At 56.9% G+C, this 17,384-nt stretch carries 18 protein-coding genes and 1 tRNA gene; 12 read left to right on the forward strand and 7 right to left on the reverse strand.

Annotated features, from left to right (window positions below):
• Positions 1–25: 25 nt before the first annotated feature.
• The gene (locus Q0778_RS00140) at positions 26–661 is read right to left on the reverse strand and encodes a 2OG-Fe(II) oxygenase (RefSeq protein ID WP_298333160.1); all 636 of its coding nucleotides are present in this window, start codon (positions 659–661) and stop codon (positions 26–28) included.
• 231 nt (positions 662–892) lie between these two features.
• Between Q0778_RS00140 and Q0778_RS00145 the strand changes: the two genes are divergently transcribed.
• The 11 genes from Q0778_RS00145 to Q0778_RS00195 all read left to right on the forward strand — a co-directional run bounded on the left by Q0778_RS00145 (position 893) and on the right by Q0778_RS00195 (position 9,563).
• A tRNA-His gene (locus Q0778_RS00145) sits at positions 893–969 on the forward strand.
• Between the two features lie 70 nt (positions 970–1,039).
• Positions 1,040–2,107, forward strand: coding sequence for a Glu/Leu/Phe/Val dehydrogenase dimerization domain-containing protein (locus Q0778_RS00150; protein WP_298302652.1), 1,068 nt, complete (start codon positions 1,040–1,042; stop codon positions 2,105–2,107).
• Between the two features lie 97 nt (positions 2,108–2,204).
• A complete protein-coding gene (ccmC, locus tag Q0778_RS00155) occupies positions 2,205–2,963 on the forward strand; it encodes a heme ABC transporter permease CcmC (protein WP_298302654.1) in 759 nt (252 codons plus the stop codon).
• Positions 2,963–3,103, forward strand: coding sequence for a hypothetical protein (locus tag Q0778_RS00160; protein WP_298302656.1), 141 nt, complete (start codon positions 2,963–2,965; stop codon positions 3,101–3,103). The genes ccmC and Q0778_RS00160 overlap by 1 nt, the downstream gene beginning before the upstream one ends.
• On the forward strand, positions 3,100–3,561 hold the full coding sequence (ccmE, locus tag Q0778_RS00165; RefSeq protein ID WP_298302658.1) for a cytochrome c maturation protein CcmE: 462 nt from the start codon (positions 3,100–3,102) through the stop codon (positions 3,559–3,561). The genes Q0778_RS00160 and ccmE overlap by 4 nt, the downstream gene beginning before the upstream one ends.
• 6 nt (positions 3,562–3,567) lie before the next feature.
• Positions 3,568–5,562, forward strand: a complete 1,995-nt coding sequence (locus tag Q0778_RS00170) for a heme lyase CcmF/NrfE family subunit (protein WP_298333162.1) — start codon at positions 3,568–3,570, stop codon at positions 5,560–5,562.
• A complete protein-coding gene (locus tag Q0778_RS00175) occupies positions 5,562–6,086 on the forward strand; it encodes a DsbE family thiol:disulfide interchange protein (protein WP_366519505.1) in 525 nt (174 codons plus the stop codon). The genes Q0778_RS00170 and Q0778_RS00175 overlap by 1 nt, the downstream gene beginning before the upstream one ends.
• Positions 6,086–6,508, forward strand: a complete 423-nt coding sequence (locus Q0778_RS00180) for a cytochrome c-type biogenesis protein (RefSeq protein WP_298333164.1) — start codon at positions 6,086–6,088, stop codon at positions 6,506–6,508. Before Q0778_RS00175 ends, Q0778_RS00180 begins: the two co-directional genes overlap by 1 nt.
• Positions 6,505–7,149, forward strand: a complete 645-nt coding sequence (locus Q0778_RS00185) for a tetratricopeptide repeat protein (RefSeq protein ID WP_298302667.1) — start codon at positions 6,505–6,507, stop codon at positions 7,147–7,149. Before Q0778_RS00180 ends, Q0778_RS00185 begins: the two co-directional genes overlap by 4 nt.
• A gap of 122 nt (positions 7,150–7,271) precedes the next feature.
• Positions 7,272–9,203 (forward strand): potassium transporter Kup, encoded by a 1,932-nt coding sequence (locus tag Q0778_RS00190; RefSeq protein ID WP_298302669.1) that lies wholly within the window; start codon positions 7,272–7,274, stop codon positions 9,201–9,203.
• A 27-nt stretch (positions 9,204–9,230) separates the two neighbouring features.
• Complete coding sequence (locus Q0778_RS00195) at positions 9,231–9,563, forward strand: hypothetical protein (protein ID WP_298333166.1); 333 nt, start codon at positions 9,231–9,233, stop codon at positions 9,561–9,563.
• A gap of 115 nt (positions 9,564–9,678) precedes the next feature.
• Here Q0778_RS00195 and Q0778_RS00200 read toward each other — a convergent pair whose 3' ends face one another.
• Genes Q0778_RS00200 through Q0778_RS00220 form a run of 5 tightly spaced genes read right to left on the reverse strand, consistent with a single transcriptional unit; the run spans position 9,679 to position 14,954 of the window.
• A complete protein-coding gene (locus Q0778_RS00200) occupies positions 9,679–10,335 on the reverse strand; it encodes an inner membrane-spanning protein YciB (RefSeq protein ID WP_298333168.1) in 657 nt (218 codons plus the stop codon).
• Positions 10,335–11,249 (reverse strand): signal recognition particle-docking protein FtsY, encoded by a 915-nt coding sequence (gene ftsY, locus Q0778_RS00205; RefSeq protein WP_298333170.1) that lies wholly within the window; start codon positions 11,247–11,249, stop codon positions 10,335–10,337. The genes Q0778_RS00200 and ftsY overlap by 1 nt, the downstream gene beginning before the upstream one ends.
• A complete protein-coding gene (locus tag Q0778_RS00210) occupies positions 11,246–12,421 on the reverse strand; it encodes a MiaB/RimO family radical SAM methylthiotransferase (protein WP_298333172.1) in 1,176 nt (391 codons plus the stop codon). Before Q0778_RS00210 ends, ftsY begins: the two co-directional genes overlap by 4 nt.
• Positions 12,418–13,230: a diaminopimelate epimerase gene (dapF, locus tag Q0778_RS00215; protein ID WP_298333174.1), complete on the reverse strand. Its 813-nt coding sequence runs from the start codon at positions 13,228–13,230 to the stop codon at positions 12,418–12,420. Before dapF ends, Q0778_RS00210 begins: the two co-directional genes overlap by 4 nt.
• A 59-nt stretch (positions 13,231–13,289) precedes the next feature.
• On the reverse strand, positions 13,290–14,954 hold the full coding sequence (locus Q0778_RS00220) for an EAL domain-containing protein (protein ID WP_298333176.1): 1,665 nt from the start codon (positions 14,952–14,954) through the stop codon (positions 13,290–13,292).
• A 220-nt stretch (positions 14,955–15,174) separates the two neighbouring features.
• On the opposite strand from Q0778_RS00220, the gene Q0778_RS00225 reads away from it, so the two are divergent.
• A complete protein-coding gene (locus Q0778_RS00225; protein ID WP_298333178.1) occupies positions 15,175–15,585 on the forward strand; it encodes an EVE domain-containing protein in 411 nt (136 codons plus the stop codon).
• On the opposite strand, the gene Q0778_RS00230 is transcribed toward Q0778_RS00225, so the two are convergent.
• A complete protein-coding gene (locus Q0778_RS00230; RefSeq protein WP_298333179.1) occupies positions 15,582–17,285 on the reverse strand; it encodes a thiamine pyrophosphate-binding protein in 1,704 nt (567 codons plus the stop codon). The two genes, Q0778_RS00225 and Q0778_RS00230, sit on opposite strands and share 4 nt — an antisense overlap.
• Positions 17,286–17,384: the final 99 nt, after the last annotated feature.

Below are 17,384 nucleotides of genomic sequence, written 5' to 3' on the forward strand. Positions count from 1 at the left end.
ACGCTGATAATCAAACCGTGTTCCGTCACCACGGCCAAGGCCTCTCACGGTACCATTTGGTGATGACGTACTTCACACCTTTGCGCACCTTCATCCCGTGATGCAGCGTGTTGGGATTGAGCGCCCCATCGGGCCGCTTGTTGTTCCAGCATACCAGTTTGCCCACCTCGGGTTTGAAGGTTTTGCCTACCACTTTGAACCGGGTCGTTCCTCCTGCATCAACTTCGTTCAAGTAAATCATGAAGGTCCAGGTGCGCTGGCCAGACTCGCTGCAGAATTTTTCAAAATCGGCGGTGCCGGGCGTAAAATAGTCGGTGTGCGCCTTGAATTCTTGTCCAACGTTGTAACGTTGCCCTTGGACCGGTTCACCAAAAGCTGGATCAATCCCATTAAGCCTATGCAGCTGAGCCTCCAGTTTTTGGATGACAGGCTCCTTGCGAGGCAGGTCACAGGTTTCGCTGGTGCGGAAGTAATCGTCGCCATTGGGATCAGCGATGGTGCTGGGTCGGCGATCCTTGTCGATCATCGCAATCAGTTCTTCGCATTGTGCAGCACTCAGAAAATTCTTGACCCGAAACAGCTCAATTTTTGCGTGGGGGACGCGTTGGATCCCATCGCAGCGCGCGATCTGGGCTGACACAGAATCGGTAAGGGTATCCATGATTGGTGAGTGTAAGTCTCCGGTGCGCCTAAGCAAGATCACATGAGAGCGAAAGAATGTTGCGCAAAGTAGGCTCAAGGATAGATTTCGCTTCCCTTGATCGGCACATTGTGCAATTGGCTCCCGCCCGTCCCAAGTGGTCTTGACCTTGGCATTTGTTCAAGCAATGGCGCCCATCGCAGCGCTCTCTGGCTGAAGACTTTTAGGTCATCCAATGGTGCGGGGCATGTGGCGATCGTAGCTCAGTTGGTTAGAGCGCCGGTTTGTGGTACCGGAGGTCGGGGGTTCGAGACCCCTCGATCGCCCCATTTTCCCCCTTGGATTGACTCCTAAGGCTATTGGCTTTGAGCGCGCTCCATATGCGCGGGGCTTTGATATATGACTGCTTTTTGGACCGAAGCTGATTTTGACGATCATGAGTTTGTGCACGTAGTGCGCGATCGTGTGTCGGGACTTACGGCCATTATTGCTGTCCACTCGACCCACCTTGGGCCGGGTGCTGGCGGAACGCGCTTCTGGCACTATCCCAACCCAAAGGACGGGCTGCGCGATGCACTGCGCCTGTCGCGCGGCATGAGCTATAAGAATGCAATGGCTGGGCTTCCCATGGGTGGGGGCAAGGCCGTCATCCTCGCCGATGAAGCGCGTACCAAGACGCCTGAATTGCTTGCAGCTTTTGGGGACGCCGTCGAAGGGTTGGGCGGCCGCTATGTCACCGCGGAAGACGTGGGAATGAGCGAGGCAGACATGGTCACCCTTTCCGGACGGACCAGTCATGTGTCGGGATTGCCAGTTTCAGGTGAGGACAGCGCTGGTGGCGACCCGGGACCTTTTACCTCCTATGGTATCTATCTCGGCATCAAAGCTGCGGTGAAGCATCGCCTTGGCACTGATAACATGAAAGGCGTTCACGTTGCAGTACAAGGCACGGGTAGTGTGGGTGGTGGAGTTGCCCGTTTGCTTGCCAAAGACGGTGCCCGCCTGACCCTGGCTGACATTCATGCTGACGGCGTACGCGCTCTGGCGGAAGAATTGGGTGCTCAGGTTGTTGCACCTGATGCTATTCTCACCACCAAATGTGACGTGCTGAGCCCCAATGCTCTTGGTGCGATCCTTGATGATGAGAGCATCGCGAGACTCGATGCACAGATTGTCGCGGGCGGGGCGAACAACCAACTTGCTCGTTCCAATCACGGCAAAGCCTTGTTCGACCACGGGACGCTTTACGCTCCTGACTATGTCATCAACGCGGGTGGCATTATCTCGGTTGCAACTGAGTATCTCGCCGGCCGAGAAGGACGCCACGCTTCACGCGATGAGGTTAACGCCCTCATCGAACAAATCCCCGCGCGGCTTGAATCAATTTGGCAAGCGAGCGCAGCCGACAACGTTTCCCCGGATGTGGAAGCTGATCGTATGGCACAGGCGCTGATCGGTCGCGGCTGAATCGGGAACTTATCCCGCCGTTTACAAGTTGTCGTGTGAGTTGTGCACTTGCAGGGTCTGACAGGGCCACTATGAGTACATCCAGAGGGATAATCAGTTGCACATTTACGCGAATCCGAAGCGATTTTTGTCGCTCGCAAGCTGGCTGACGCCGCTCCTTTTTTGGAGCGGTCTAGTGCTGTCGCTTGGGCCCATTGCTTGGGGCTTGTTTGTCGTCTCGCCTGATCGGTTAATGGGCGAGACGGTTCGCATTCTTTTCATCCACGTCCCGTCTGCATGGCTGGGCATGGGGGGCTGGACTGGGATTGCGATTTCAAGCGCTGCCCTGCTAATCTGGAAGCATCCTCTGGCGGCGCTGTCTGCGCGTGCGATTGCTGTGCCGGGTATGGTATTTACGGGTATTTGCCTTGCGACCGGATCGATCTGGGGTCGGCCGACATGGGGCACCTGGTGGGAATGGGACGGGAGGCTGACCAGCATGCTGGTGCTGCTGTTCCTATACGGAGGTTATATCGCGCTAGCTCAGGCCACGTCGCGTGAAGGAGGTTCTCCGAAGATACCCGCTATCCTTGGTATTGTCGGCGCGATTATCGTGCCGATCATTAACCGTTCAGTGGTGTGGTGGAATTCGCTTCATCAACCGCCGAGCTTAACCGCTGGGAAAAGCGCGATTGACGCAGAATATCTCTGGCCGCTTTTGACCGCGACCATAGGCTTTTCGCTGCTGTTTGGAGCCATTGTCCTGATGCGTATGCGCGCTTTGATTGCTGAGCAACAGGTTGAAGCACGCCTTCGTCGTCGCGCATTGGATGAAGATGTGATGCGCGTCACAACATCGGGTATGGAGACTGCGTAATGCGTGAGGCACTCGACCATTGGCCGTTTGTCATTGGCGCATATACCGTCGGGGGCGTAGCGCTTGGAGCATTGATTGCGTGGAGCTACCAGACCATGCGCAAAGCTGAGAAACGCCGCGAGGAGATGAGGCGCAAATGAAGGCGAAACACCAACGCATGACCCTCGTGGTCCTGGCCTTGATTGCGATTGTGGCTGCGGGTCTTATCGCGGCCTGGGCGTTGCGTAGCCAAGCCAACTATTTCTATTTGCCTGAGCAAATGGCAGCTGAACCACCTTCGGTCGGCCAGGCTGTGCGTCTTGGCGGTATGGTCGCGGCGGATTCGATCAAAACCGCGGAGGATGGCATCACTGTCAACTTTATGGTGACTGGTAACACCGAAGACGCGATCCCCGTCACCTATAGCGGCATCTTGCCAGATTTGTTCGTCGAGGGCTCTGGCGTGGTGGCAGAGGGTTCGCTCCAGTCTGATGGCACCTTTCTTGCGACCAATCTGCTCGCAAAGCATGATGAGAATTATGTGCCGCGCGAGCTTGAGGGGCTCGAAGGGCATAACCAGTCTGAGAATTATGCTGAAACCGTGGCGGGGCTAAAGTAACATCCGATGATCGCAGAACTCGGACATGCCGCCCTCTGGCTCGCCACAGCGCTTGCGGTTCTGCAAATGGTCGCAGGCGGTCTTGGCCTTCGTGCGGGCAATGAAGCGATTGTTGCCTTGGCTCGTCCAGCAGCAGTGGTGCAGGCGTTTCTAGCAACGCTGGCATTCCTCTTACTGCTCTATGCCTTTGCGATCACCGATCTGTCGATCAAGCTGGTAGCAACCAATTCCCACTCGATGAAACCGTTCATCTACAAGCTGACCGGCACTTGGGGTAATCATGAGGGTTCGATGCTCTTGTGGGTTGCGGTTCTGGCGCTTTCAGGTGGTTTGCTCGCAGGGCTTGAACGGCGCCTGCCCGAAAAAACCATGTCTGCGACGTTGAGTGTGCAGGGCTTTGTCGCGCTTGGCTTTTATACCTTCCTGCTGATCTCCTCGAACCCATTTGAGCGCTTGCCATTGCCAGCACCAGAGGGCTCCGGGCTCAACCCACTCCTTCAAGACATCGGTCTCGCGATCCATCCGCCAACGCTCTATATTGGCTATGTCGGGCTGTCCGTTGCATTTAGCCTGTGTATGGGCGCGCTGATCACGAAGCAGGTCACTCCTGACTTTGCCAAAGTCATGCGACCTTGGGTGCTCGGCGCATGGGTGTTCTTGACCTTCGGCATTACGGCAGGTTCCTACTGGGCTTACTATGAGCTTGGCTGGGGCGGCTGGTGGTTTTGGGATCCAGTTGAGAATGCATCGCTGATGCCATGGCTTGCGGCGACGGCCTTGCTACACTCGGTCAGCGTTCTCGCTGCACGCGATGCACTCAGGACATGGACGATCATGCTCGGAGTGCTTGCGTTTTCGATGTCGATGCTCGGCACTTTCCTTGTGCGCTCTGGTGTTATCACCAGTGTCCATGCCTTTGCCGTCGATCCCGAACGTGGCAGCTTTATCCTCGCGCTGCTCGGCCTCTACATTGGCGGTAGCCTGATCATCTTCGCGATGCGGGCAGGGCACATCGCAGAAGGCAAGCGCTTCAGCGCGACAAGCCGCGAAGGTGCGCTTGTGTTCAACAATGTGATGTTATCCGCAATCCTTGCGATTGTACTCTTGGGCACGCTCTATCCCGTCTTCACGGAGGTGTTTGATGTGCGCGTCAGTGTTGGCCCGCCGTACTTCAATCCCGCTGGCGCAATCTTCGCGATCCCGATGTTCGTAGTGATGGCCGTGGGCCCGCTTCTGCGATGGAAAGACGATAAGCCGCAACGCATCCAGTTTGAGATGCTGCTGCTGGCGGCGATCGCCATCACGGTTATTGCACTGGTGGCCTTCTTCGGCAGTTACGACATCTTGCCCCTTTTGGGGCTCGCCTTTGCAGCGGCGCTTGGTGTTGCCTCACTCCTTCCGCTTCGCGGGCGAAAACTAAGCCGCGTTCCAACCGCCACTTGGGGCATGGTGATGGCGCATTTCGGCGTCGCAGTGTCTCTCTTCGGCATGGCGAGCGAAAGCGCTTTCACCTCTGAAAAGCTCGCAGCTGTCTCAGCCGGCGGCCAGGAAGAGGTTGCCGGTTGGACCATCGAACTTCAAAGTGTTGACCCCATCGCTGGTCCCAATTGGACTGCGGTCGAGGCGCGGATAATCGCAACGCGGGCGGATGGCGACGGGGTGCTCCTAACCCCGCAAGCCCGCAATTTCTGGGCCCCAAGCCAAGCGACGAGCGAAAGTGCGCTGCTCACCACATGGGATGGCCAACTCTATGCGGTTATCGGTGATCAGGCGGGTGTCGATGCCAATGGCAATCCGCGTTGGCAGCTCCGCGTCTGGTGGAAGCCATTTGTGACATTCATCTGGTATGGCGGCCTGCTGATTGCCTTTGGCGGTGTGCTGTCGATTATTGGCCGTTTGCAGGTTGATCTGAAGCGCCGCAGCGCCGCCAAGCGTGGTAAGGAACGCCGTGACGATGTTGAAGCACTTGGCGGAAATGCCGCACCGGAGCCCGCCGAATAATGCGCCTACTCTATCTAATCCCATTGGGGCTGTTCCTTTTTTTTGGGGGCGTTGCCGGCTACATGCTGACTCAGCCGAAGCAGACGAATATTCCCTCGCAAATGGTAGAGCAGGAGCTTCCTGAATTCTCGCTTTCACCTGCGCTGGAGGACGTGCCAGGAACTTCGCGCGCGGATTTTACGGACGGAAAGCCCAAGCTTCTCAACATCTGGGCAAGTTGGTGTGTGCCTTGTATTGCCGAAGCGCCACATCTGGAGCGTCTCAAACGGGAAGGCGTTGAGATCATCGGGATTGCCGTGCGTGATAGACCTGAAGCCGTAGAAGGCTTTCTTAGCCGTTATGGCAATCCGTACACCCGCATTGGTGCAGACGATATTTCGGAACTGATGCTGGCGATTGGAGCTTCGGGCGTTCCAGAGACTTATGTAATCGATGGAGAGGGCAATATTCGGTATCAGCATATCGGCGACGTTCGCGCTGACCATGTTGATCTGTTGCTTGAGAAACTGGAGGAAGCAGAGTGATGCGTCTGTTGACAGCCCTCCTTATCCTCTTAGCGGCTCCGCTCGTTGCACAGAGCGGCATGCCACCCGCGCCCTACGCCTACACCCAGCTCGAGGACCCGGCGCTCGAGGCCGAGGCTACCGCTCTTATGGAGACGCTGCGCTGCCTCAAATGCCAATCCCAGAGCATCGCAGATAGCGATGCTCCGATGGCAGGCGATATGCGTCACCAAGTCCGCTCGCGGTTGCTTGCAGGCGAAAGCCCCGATGAAGTTCGTGATTGGCTAACGCAGCGATATGGCGACTACGTGAGCTATGAGCCTACTGTTAGTGCGACAACATGGCCGCTTTTCGCAATTCCTTTATTGCTCCTTGCGCTCGTAGGCCTCGTTCTTCTTCGCCGACTTGGCAGGCGCGGGACAGATGAGGATGCCGAAGCATGATTGGCCAATGGCTTGCCATTCTTGCGCTCACCCTAGTGAGTTTTGCGATTGCCGCATTCTATCTTCGCATGCCCAAACAAGGGTTCGCCGTGTTCGGCGCTATCCTCTTGATGGGGCTGATCGGATACACTTGGGCTGGCTCGCCTGGTCAACCGGGCAGTCCAAAGCAGCCAGAGACTCAAGTTGAACAGCAGTCGGGCGAAGAAATGGTAGAAGCGCGCCGTGCTTTATTCGATCCCGGCCAAGCCAAACCGGATTACCTTACCTTATCCGATGGCTTCGCACGGCGTGGAAAGTTTGACGATGCGGCAGGCCTTCTTCGAAAAGGCCTGCGCGAAAACCCGCAACACCTCGAAGGTTGGCTTGCACTGGGGATGGCACTCACTGGTCATGCGGAGGGGTTTGTGACTCCGGCGGCGAATTATGCCTATGGGAAAGCTCGCGAAATCGATCCGACCAACCCTGGCCCTGATTTCTTCCTCGGCACGTCTTTGCTGCAATCGGGGCAGATCGTAGCGGCGCGAGATATCTGGGGACGCCTGCTGGAGAATTCACCCGATGATGCTCCGTGGAAAGAGGAAATTGAGAACCGCGTTGCGCGGCTCGATCAGATGATCGCCAATGCACCGATGCTCCAATAGGGACTCTTGCACTGCGGGATGTTGCAGGTGCATGGCCTCGGTGGTAGAGCGCGCGGCCTTGGACGGGATTGGGCTCTCTTGAGTCTCCCCGAACGGGGCAGGACACGGGATAGTCGCATTAGATGAGCGAAACCTCACCAGCGCAAGCAAGCCTATCGGGCGAGCATAGTCACGGGACGCACAAGGGCTCGAAGGCCGCGCTGGCTGTCGGCGCGATCGGTATCGTCTTTGGCGATATCGGCACCAGCCCGCTTTACGCTTTTCGTGAAACCTTCGCGGGCACCGCAAACGTTGCGATTGACCGCATGCATGTCCTGGGCGTGGTCAGCCTAATCTTCTGGTCGATGCTGTTGGTTGTGGCGATCCAATATGTGACCATTTTGATGCGTGCAGACAACAAAGGGCAGGGCGGTTCGCTCGCTCTGGTTGCGCTGCTATCACGGCATATGGGTAAGTCGTCCTACGGCTGGCTTGTCGTGCTTCTCGGCGTGTTCGCAACCTCGCTATTCTATGGCGACTCCATGATTACGCCGGCAATCTCCGTGCTTTCGGCGGTCGAGGGGCTCACCGTAGTAGACCAAGGATTGCAGCAATATGTGATCCCTATCGCGCTTGGTCTTCTTGTGTTCCTCTTCATGCTTCAGGCGAGGGGAACCGCCAAAGTTGGCGCTCTGTTTGCGCCCGTGATGATCGTCTGGTTCAGCGTTCTGGCGGGGCTGGGCGGTTGGCAGATCATCCAGAACCCCGATATCTTATGGGCTTTGAACCCTTATTATGCGGTGCTGTTCTTCATCACCGATGGCTTTGTGGCGTTCCTTGCGCTTGGCGCTGTGGTGCTGGCTGTGACGGGCTCTGAGGCGCTCTACTCAGACATGGGGCACTTTGGGCGTGGGCCGATGAGGCTTTCGTGGTTCGGCTTTGTCATGCCGTGCCTCCTGCTCAACTATTTCGGCCAAGGGGCTATGATCGCAGGCCTTCCCGCTGAGGAGGCGGCGGTTGTGGTGCAGAACCCGTTCTTCCTGCTCGCGAGCGAAGAATGGCGTTTGCCACTGGTGTTCCTGGCGACGATCGCGACCTTTATCGCAAGCCAAGCGGTGATCTCGGGCGCGTTCTCGATCACGCACCAAGCGGTGCAAATGGGCTTTATGCCGCGCCTTTCAATCCTCCACACGTCTGAGACTGAAGGTGGCCAGATCTACATCCCCATCGTCAATTGGGCATTGATGGTGGCCGTGATCCTCTTGGTTCTGACCTTCCAGAGCTCGTCCAACCTTGCGAGCGCGTACGGGATTGCGGTGACGGGTGCTGTCACCATCGACACACTGCTGATGGCGTTGTTACTTGTCAGCGTATGGAAGTGGAAATGGTGGTACGCAGCTCCCGTTGTCCTGCTCTTTCTTATCGTGGACGGGGCGTACTTCGCAGCCAACCTCACCAAAGTGCCCGATGGCGGCTGGTTCCCGCTGGCGGTGGGTTTTATTGCCTTTACCTTGCTCACGACTTGGGCTCGTGGTCGCAAACTGATGCGCGCCCGGATGAGTGAGGGCTCCCTGCCGATGGAGATCTTTGCCAAATCGGCCAAGAACTCCGCGCTGCGCGTGCCGGGCACATCAATCTTTATGGCAAGCGCGTCTTCAGGTGTGCCCTCAGCGCTCCTCCACAATATCAAGCACAATAAGGTCTTGCATGAGCGCGTGGTGATCCTGACGGTTGACATTCAGGACGTGCCCTATGTCGATGCCGACAAACGCTGCGAGTACAAAGACATGGGTGATGGCTTCTACCGCGCTGTGCTGCGCTACGGCTTTATGGAGGAGACCAATGTTCCCGAGGGCCTTAAGGGCATGGGCATTTATTGCGGTGGCGATTTCGACATGATGCACACCAGCTTCTTCCTCTCGCGACAGACTTTGCTCGCGAGTGACAAGCCGGGAATGCCAATCTGGCGCGAGAAGATATTCGCCTGGATGTTGAGGAATTCAGCAAGCGCGATGGACTTCTTCAAACTGCCAACCAACCGTGTGGTGGAACTGGGCAGTCAGGTCGAGATTTAGAGCCTTTGGCTTACAGGAGCGCGACTAGTGCCTACCAAGATCGATTTCAAACGTACCGTTCGCGATCACGCCAAGCTTGAAGGTGAGGCGCAGATTTCCATCGGGACGACGACGTTCACTGGCGATGGCGAACGATTGTTCCTGAACTTCAACGATGTCGGTATGCTCTTCTCGCACGGCGATGCAGAGGACTTCCTTAAAGCCGCAATGGCCGCGTATTTGCGCCTTGGATATGGGCACCGCTTCCGGGCGCTCGGGCCCAGCTTGAGTCAAGGTGCTCAAGACGCTGACGCAGCACGATTGTTGCGTTATCTCCTACGCAGATTTGGGCAAGAGCCTGAGATCAAACAGCTTGCTTGATTGTGCTAACGCAACACCCATGCGCAGGCAGTTCTGGAGGAGCTTTGATTGTGGAAGAGCTGCGCGCATTATGGTGTGCCTTCTTCATGTAGGAAAGCTGCAGGAATCCTGCGCTCTATTCGCTCTTTGATCCTTCTTCGCCATCCTCATTCTGCCCCACGTCAAGGCCGTGCTTCAAGAGCATTGGAAGCTGTGTAAAGGTGAAGAGGAAGGTGAGCGGCAGGAACACCCAGAGCTTTGCCCAAAGCCAACCTTCAAAATCCATATAGGTGCGAAGGCCCTCGTTGAGCGCCGCGAGCGCCAGAAAGAACACGCCCCAATTGCGCGAGAGTTTGAGCCAACCTTCTTCAGTGAGGCCTTCAAATGCAGCTTCGAGGAGAATCTTGAGGAGCGCTCTCCCTGTGAAAAAGCCTGCCAACAAGGCCACTCCGAAGAAGGAGTAGATGATGGTGGGCTTCAATTGCACGAACACGGGATCGCCGAAGAAGATCGTCAGTGTTCCGAAGCCCACGATCAACGCTGTGGAGAGCCACAGCATCGGGCTGACCTTGCCAAGGCGGAATTTCGAAAAGAGGAGCGCAGCCACCGCCGCTACCATAAATGCGCCCGTGCCATAAATGATGGCGAGCAGCTCACTTGCTGCATTGGGCTCGGCAGGTGCATTGTAACGATAGACGGCGAGGAAGACGATCAGCGGACCGTAATCGACCGCTACGTTGAGCCAGCCCGAGGGTGCAGGCTTGGTTTCAGTCGGGCTTTCCGTTTCGGCCATCAAGCCACTCCTGCAATCACGCGCGCCACCAGGTCGGGATCAAACGGGCGCAAGTCTTCCATCTTCTCGCCAACACCAATCGCGTGGATCGGGAGGCCGTATTGTTCTGCTGCCGCGACCAAAACACCGCCACGCGCTGTGCCATCAAGCTTGGTCATGATCAGGCCGGTGACACCTGCGACCTCCTTGAAGACATCGATCTGAGAAAGCGCATTCTGACCATTGGTCGCATCAAGCACGAGCACCACATCATGCGGGGCCTCTTCGTTTAGCTTACCTAGAACACGCCGGATTTTGGAGAGCTCTTCCATCAGCTCTTTCTTGCTCTGAAGGCGTCCAGCGGTGTCGACCACCAGCGCATCGATCCCGGTGTCTGTTGCTTGCTTCACCGCATCGAAGACGATGGATGCTGGGTCTCCACCCTCCGGCCCGCGTACAAGGTTGACACCGGCACGTTCGGCCCAAGTCGCCAACTGACCGATAGCAGCCGCGCGGAATGTGTCGCCAGCAGCCAGGAGCACGCCGTAATCGTCCTCAGTGAAGAGGTGGGCGAGTTTCGCGATGGTTGTGGTTTTGCCGGAACCATTGACCCCGATCACGAGAATGACCTGAGGACGCGGGAAGGCGGTGATTTCAAGTGGTTTTGCAACCGGGCGAAGAATCTCTGCGATTTCCTCGGCGACCGCTTCTTTGAGTTCGGTTTGCGTGATCTCAAGCCCAAAGCTCTTGTCAGCAAGCTTCTGTCGAATACGTGCGGCTGCAGCCGGCCCCAAGTCTGAGACAATCAGTGCATCTTCAAGGTCATCGAGCGTTGCATCATCAAGGCGTGTCGCGACGCCCGTGAGATTGCTGCCAATGCGCTCAGAGGTCTTGCGAAAGCCGCTAAAGAGCCTTTCGCTCCAACTCTGCGTCATATGAGCATACCTCCTTCAAGAGCGCTCGGTGTGTGGGCGATGATCGTGCCGGGTACGGCGTCGCTTGGGCAGGTCACCCTTGCATAACTAGGTGCATAGCCGGTGCCGTCTCTCTCGGCGAGGACCGGCAAGGTTTCACCCACAAGGGTGTTGAGCCAATCGGTGCGGCGCTGCTTGACGGCTTCACGAAGCTCCGCCGCGCGCGCCTTGACGATCCCCCGGTCGAGCTGCGGCATACGCGCCGCGGGCGTCCCGGGGCGGGGCGAATAAGGAAAGATGTGACCGTGGACGATATCAAGCTCTTTGATGATCGAGAGGTTAGCTGCGTGGTGCTCGTCGGTTTCGGTCGGAAAGCCTGCAATAAGGTCGGCACCAATCGCGATGTCCGGGCGGCGAGCCTTGAGGCGTTGGACCAGATCGACTGTATCCGCACGAAGGTGGCGGCGTTTCATTCGCTTTAGGATAAGATCGTGACCGTGCTGCATCGAAAGGTGTAGATGCGGCATCAGGCGCTCATTCCCTGCGAGCAGTTCGAACAGCTCGTCATCAATCTCTATGCCGTCGAGCGATGACATACGCAGGCGTTCAAGGCCGGGGAAGCGATTGAGGACAGCTGCGACCAATGTGCCAAGCGGCGGGGTATCGGGCAGGTCGTGTCCCCAGCTCGTCACGTCCACGCCGGTCAGTACGACTTCCATCGCGCCCAACTTCAAGTGATGCTCGACCTCGCGCAGCACCTCTGGGCTCGTCATTGAGCGGCTTTTGCCGCGCCCTTGAGGGATTACGCAAAAAGTGCAGGCGTGGTCGCAGCCATTCTGCACAGCGATAAAGGCTCGGGTGCGTGTGGGAGGCGGCGGAGCCTCGGGGACGGGCACATTCCACGCCCTCGGATCGAGTTTGCGATCGTTCGCAATGAGGCCATCGACCTCTGGCATATCAGACAATTGGTCGCGCTCAATATCGGCCGCGCACCCGGTGACCATTAGGCGCGCATCAGGCCGCTCGCGTCGAGCTTTGCGGATGGCTTGGCGGGTCTGGCGCACGGCTTCGGATGTGACCGCGCAGGAGTTAATGACCACCACATCCCCAGCATCGCCCAGCATCGCCTTCATGCGTTCGCTCTCGGCGATATTGAGGCGGCAGCCGAGGGAAATGACTTCTGCGTCGCTCATGCGAAATCATCCCATTCAAACTCGCCACGAAAACTTTCGGTCGCCGGGCCAGTCATTCGGATGCTTTCACCCTCGCGCCATTCGATAAAAAGATCGCCACCCGGAAGGGTCACAGTTACTGCATCGCCAACAAGCCCGCGCCGGATAGCCGCGACTGCGGTTGCACACGCCCCTGTCCCGCAAGCCCGGGTCAAACCAGCGCCGCGCTCCCAGACATGAAGCTTGAGATGATTCTCGCCGACGCCGGAAGCGACATTCACGTTGATGCGCTCAGGAAAGAGGGGATCGTTTTCGATCTCAGGACCAAGCGTGCCAAGATCCACTTTATCGGCATCCTCAACAAAGAAGATCACGTGCGGATTGCCGACATTGACGGCCACCGGGTTCTTGAGCTCGCGCCAGCCAACCGGCATGGAAAGCGTGTCCATCGCGTAGTCGAGGGGGATCTGATTCCAGTCCACCCTCGGTACGCCCATGTTTACCGTAGCGCCGCCCTTAGCGGGCTCCAGCGCCAGAAGCCCGCCGGTTGTCTCAATCGTGGCAGCTTCGCCGTGGAGGAGAGCCACCGCGCGGGTTGCATTCCCACAGGCTCCAACTTCGCCGCCGTCCGCATTGTAGATCCGCATCGCAAAGGCGTGCGCAGCGCTTGGTTCCAGCACGATCAGTTGGTCACAGCCAATCCCGGTATTGCGGTTGGCAAGAGCTTTTGCATTTGAGCTTGAGATTGTACCGGGCAGGGGCCTCTCACGTGCATCAAGCACGACAAAATCATTGCCGAGGCCGTGCATTTTTATGAAAGGGACGCGCATAGTGGATGCGCATCTATGCATCGAGTGCACCAGCGTCCAGTCTTACTGATCAATAGAGCTCAGCTTACCCTTTGCGAGAGTGCTTGCGCTTCGCCACTGTCGGTGGAACGCTGAGGTCCTTTCCGGCCCTCTCCAGCCGCGGCAAGCTTGCCGTTCGCGGCCAGTCTTTTACGCACTTCGGCACCGCTTTCCGGGCGTCCATAGAGATAGCCTTGGCCCTTGAGTTTGCCCATCTGTTTGAGCTGCCCAAGGATCGCCTCGTCCTCGATGCCTTCGACTGTCATCGGCAAATCAAGACCCCGACCCAGATACACGATCGCATCAACAATCGGCGACTTGGCCTCAGGCGATGAAAGCTCGCTCACAAATGAACGGTCAATCTTGAGCCGATCAAACGGCAAACTGCGCAGCTGCTCGAGTGAGGAATAGCCCGTACCAAAATCGTCAAGGCTGATCTGGACACCCTGATTGCGTAGGGATGTGATGATGCCTCGAACCATATCTACGTTGTCGTGCAGGCAGCTTTCAGTGATCTCAATTTCAAGGCGATGCGGAGGGAAGTTGTGCTTCACCAGCATTTTCAGAAGCTTTTGAGCAAACCATGGATCGCGCAATTGCACCGGTGAGATGTTGATTGAAAGGGTGATGGCTTCGTCCCAATCACCTGCATCGTCCAATGCGCTTTCGATCAGCCGGTCTGAAAGCTCGGCAATGACACCGATTTCCTCGGCAATCGGAATGAATATCTCAGGGTTGATTGAACCAAAGCTGGGCGAGATCCATCGCGCCAGCATTTCAAAACCCACCAATTCGCCGGATTCAACGTCAACTTGCTGCTCATAATAGGGCACAAATTCGCCCTTATGCAGCCCAGAACGAATGCCCATCTCCAGTTCGTTGCGGAAACGCAGCTCGCTTTCCATGCTTGGTTCAAACCAGAAATATCGGTTCTTGCCCTCTTTCTTTGCCTGGTACATCGCAATATCGGCACGCTGCATAAGCACATCGGAGGAGTGTAGCTTTGGATCAAATCCGTGTTTGCTGTGATCGCTAGCAAGACCCATGGAAAGGGTTGCATCCACTGTGACTTGCTCAAGGACAAATGGCGTGGCCATAGCTTCGTATAGACGAATCGCGAGGTCATCCACGCGCTCAGTCTGATTGGGGTCAAAAACCATTACAAAGGCAAATTCATCACCGCCAATTCGGGCAAGGCTTGCTTCATTCGGAAGCACGCAATCGATCCGGCGAGCAAGCTCGACAAGAGCAGAGTCTCCTGCCGTATGACCATTCATATCATTGATTTGTTTGAAGTTATCCAAATCGATCATGCAATAAACAACTGCCAGGCCCTTGGCTCTCGCCTCGCCACGTAGCTCATTAGTAATGCGGGCCATACTACGCCGATTTAGGCACCCGGTAAGCGGGTCAGTCTCAGAGAGTTCGCGCGCCAATTCTTCGGCGGTTCGGCGGTCATTGATCTCGACTTTAAGCTCGCGGTAGCGCCGCCAGCCAAAGATGATGAGAACGACGTTGAGAAGAAGGGCGTTGACGAGCAAAGCGTCCGGTGCGGCACCGCCGGCAAATACTGCGTTTATTGCTGCGGGAAGAACACGCCCGCCTGTCGCAACAAACAGTATAATCGCTGCAGTTGCAATGCCCAATGCGACGAGATCGCGATCAGCGCTCCCCCTTAGCTTTTTCGTTCTGTCGAGTTCCACCATGCCCGATGCGTCGGTTCAAGACCCCCTGTTTTCCTACGTTTACGTGACTATCAGGCACGTCTTAAAGATTGAGTTAATCGCCCGAGAGAAGAAGCCTGAGTAACTCAAAACAAAGCCTAGCCGCGTTTCAGGGTAGAAGCTCAGCATCGTCTAGGTTAGTCCTTAAAGGCGACTTTGAAGAGCGCTGCTGCCTGACCGCCCCGATTTGGAGATCAACCTCATGCCCAAATATTGGCTGATAAAGTCTGAGCCGTTCAAATATGGTTGGGACGATCTGGTAGCTGAAGAAGAGGGCGTGTGGGACGGCGTTCGTAATTACACAGCGCGGCTCAACCTGCGGGCAATGGAAGTTGGTGACCAGTGCTTCTTCTACCACTCGCGAGAAGGGCTTGAAATTGTTGGCATTTGCGAGGTGAGCGTTGCCGGAATTCTAGATCCGACCGATGAGACGGGCAAATGGGCAGCGGTAAAGGTCAAACCTCTGCGTAAGTTCGACAACCCAGTCACCCTCAAGCAGATTAAAGCTGAGCCTAAGCTCGCCGAATGTGAGCTCGTGCGCTTGTCTCGCCTTTCAGTTGCCAAAATTGCGCCGGAGGAGTGGCAGCTCATCTGCGAAATGGCGGATCGCTAGCGAGCCCTGAGGCCGCTGACGGTCGCGCCGCTCGCGGCAAGCTGTTCCACGTCAATCTTCATATGAATCAGGCGGAGGCCGCTGCGGCCTTTGGCTTCGTCAAGCGCTTCCACAAACTCGTCAGTGGTGTTTGCCGTGGTGCTCCAACCTCCAAAGCTTGCTCCCAACATCGCAAAATCTGGATTGGAAAGCTGTGTGCCTGAAACACGGGCTGGATACTCTCGCTCCTGATGCATTCGGATCGTGCCGTAGGCGCCATTGTCTACCACAAGGACAAGAAGGTTCACGCCATATTGCTCAGCAGTTGCGAGTTCCTGTCCGTTCATCAGAAAATCCCCATCGCCAGCGACAGCGACCACGGTGCGGTCTGGGTATCGCAGGGCGGCAGCAATCGATGCGGGCACGCCATATCCCATGGCCCCAGCCGTCGGTGCAAGCTGGCTAGGATAGCCGGAATAGCGCCAATAGCGGTGCCACCACCCAGCAAAATTGCCCGCGCCATTGCAGATGATACTGTCTTCAGGAAGCACGGATCGCATAGCCGTGACACAGGCGGCCATATCGAGGGCAGGGGGGGCATCAGATGGCGAATACGTTGCCCATTCTTCCCATTCGCGGTGTGCGTCAGCGCCAGCATCGAACGGAATGATCGTCGCATCTTCCCATAGGCTTGCCGCCTCGGCAAATTCATCGACCCAACAGGAGAGCCCCATATCTGTGCGGTATACACGGCCAATCTCATTGGGGTCCGGGTGGACATGGATGAGAGTTTGGTCCGGGTGTTCTAGCGTCAGCACCTCGTAGCCATCTGTCGTCGCCTCGCCCAGGCGCGCACCAACTGCCAGAACCAGATCGGCGTTCTTAACACGGTCGATAAGCTTAGGGTTGGGTCCATATCCCAAATTGCCCGCATAGACCGGCGAAGTCGGATCAATTGCGTCCTGCCGCCTGAATGCGGTCGCGACCGGGAGGCCGATCCGCTCGGCAAATTGCTGGAATCCAAGCCGCGCTTTGGTGTTCCAGCCAGCACCACCGATGATTGCAATGGGGCTGGCGGCGTTGGCGATCATGCCGAAAAGGGCCTGCATTGCATCCGGGCAAACCGCCTGAGGTGTGCGAACCGTGGCAGGGCGAGGAGTGAGATTTTCTGCAACCTCGTCGCATAGCATATCTTCCGGAAGGGCAAGCACCACAGGGCCTGGCCTGCCGTTCACGGCGATGGAATAGGCTCGTGAAACATACTCGGCTACTCGATTAGGATCATCAATGCGCGCCGTCCATTTGGCGATCGGGCCAAAGAATGCCTCAAAATTGATCTCCTGAAAGCCCTCGCGGTCGCGCATCGGTCGGGCGACATCGCCAACGAAAAGGATCATGGGCTGCGAATCCTGCATCGCAACATGGACACCGATAGAGGCATTGGTGGCGCCCGGGCCGCGCGTAACAAAGGCGATGCCAGGACGGAGTGCATCGCCGGCGGCACTCATGGCGCCATCCGCACAAGCCATAAAGGCAGCGCCGCCTTCCTGTCGGCAAATCACGGTTTCAATTGCGCTTTGCCCATGCAGTGCATCTAGTACCGCTAAGAAGCTTTCTCCCGGCACCGTGAATATGCGGTCGGTCCCTTGTGCCTCAAGGCATTCGACTAAGAGCTTCGCTGCGGATTTCGTTGCTTGTGTCACCTTGCCGTATTCTCCCATTCGCGAGGGGTAGCGGTGGCACCGTTTTGGCGCAAACACCGCTATTCGATTATCCGCCAAGGGTCTGAAGCATGTGGAGATTAACCACAACCACGGCTT

The sequence above is a fragment of the uncultured Erythrobacter sp. genome (genome assembly GCF_947502395.1).
Classification (GTDB): domain Bacteria; phylum Pseudomonadota; class Alphaproteobacteria; order Sphingomonadales; family Sphingomonadaceae; genus Erythrobacter.

Coding starts and splice junctions, on each gene's coding strand:
- Q0778_RS00140 (WP_298333160.1), bottom strand. CDS start 661: ATGGATACCCTTACCGATTCTGTGTCAGCCCAGATCGCGCGCTGCGAT.
- Q0778_RS00150 (WP_298302652.1), top strand. CDS start 1,040: ATGACTGCTTTTTGGACCGAAGCTGATTTTGACGATCATGAGTTTGTG.
- Q0778_RS00160 (WP_298302656.1), top strand. CDS start 2,963: ATGCGTGAGGCACTCGACCATTGGCCGTTTGTCATTGGCGCATATACC.
- ccmE (WP_298302658.1), top strand. CDS start 3,100: ATGAAGGCGAAACACCAACGCATGACCCTCGTGGTCCTGGCCTTGATT.
- Q0778_RS00170 (WP_298333162.1), top strand. CDS start 3,568: ATGATCGCAGAACTCGGACATGCCGCCCTCTGGCTCGCCACAGCGCTT.
- Q0778_RS00175 (WP_366519505.1), top strand. CDS start 5,562: ATGCGCCTACTCTATCTAATCCCATTGGGGCTGTTCCTTTTTTTTGGG.
- Q0778_RS00180 (WP_298333164.1), top strand. CDS start 6,086: ATGCGTCTGTTGACAGCCCTCCTTATCCTCTTAGCGGCTCCGCTCGTT.
- Q0778_RS00185 (WP_298302667.1), top strand. CDS start 6,505: ATGATTGGCCAATGGCTTGCCATTCTTGCGCTCACCCTAGTGAGTTTT.
- Q0778_RS00190 (WP_298302669.1), top strand. CDS start 7,272: ATGAGCGAAACCTCACCAGCGCAAGCAAGCCTATCGGGCGAGCATAGT.
- Q0778_RS00200 (WP_298333168.1), bottom strand. CDS start 10,335: ATGGCCGAAACGGAAAGCCCGACTGAAACCAAGCCTGCACCCTCGGGC.
- ftsY (WP_298333170.1), bottom strand. CDS start 11,249: ATGACGCAGAGTTGGAGCGAAAGGCTCTTTAGCGGCTTTCGCAAGACC.
- Q0778_RS00210 (WP_298333172.1), bottom strand. CDS start 12,421: ATGAGCGACGCAGAAGTCATTTCCCTCGGCTGCCGCCTCAATATCGCC.
- dapF (WP_298333174.1), bottom strand. CDS start 13,230: ATGCGCGTCCCTTTCATAAAAATGCACGGCCTCGGCAATGATTTTGTC.
- Q0778_RS00220 (WP_298333176.1), bottom strand. CDS start 14,954: ATGGTGGAACTCGACAGAACGAAAAAGCTAAGGGGGAGCGCTGATCGC.
- Q0778_RS00225 (WP_298333178.1), top strand. CDS start 15,175: ATGCCCAAATATTGGCTGATAAAGTCTGAGCCGTTCAAATATGGTTGG.
- Q0778_RS00230 (WP_298333179.1), bottom strand. CDS start 17,285: ATGGGAGAATACGGCAAGGTGACACAAGCAACGAAATCCGCAGCGAAG.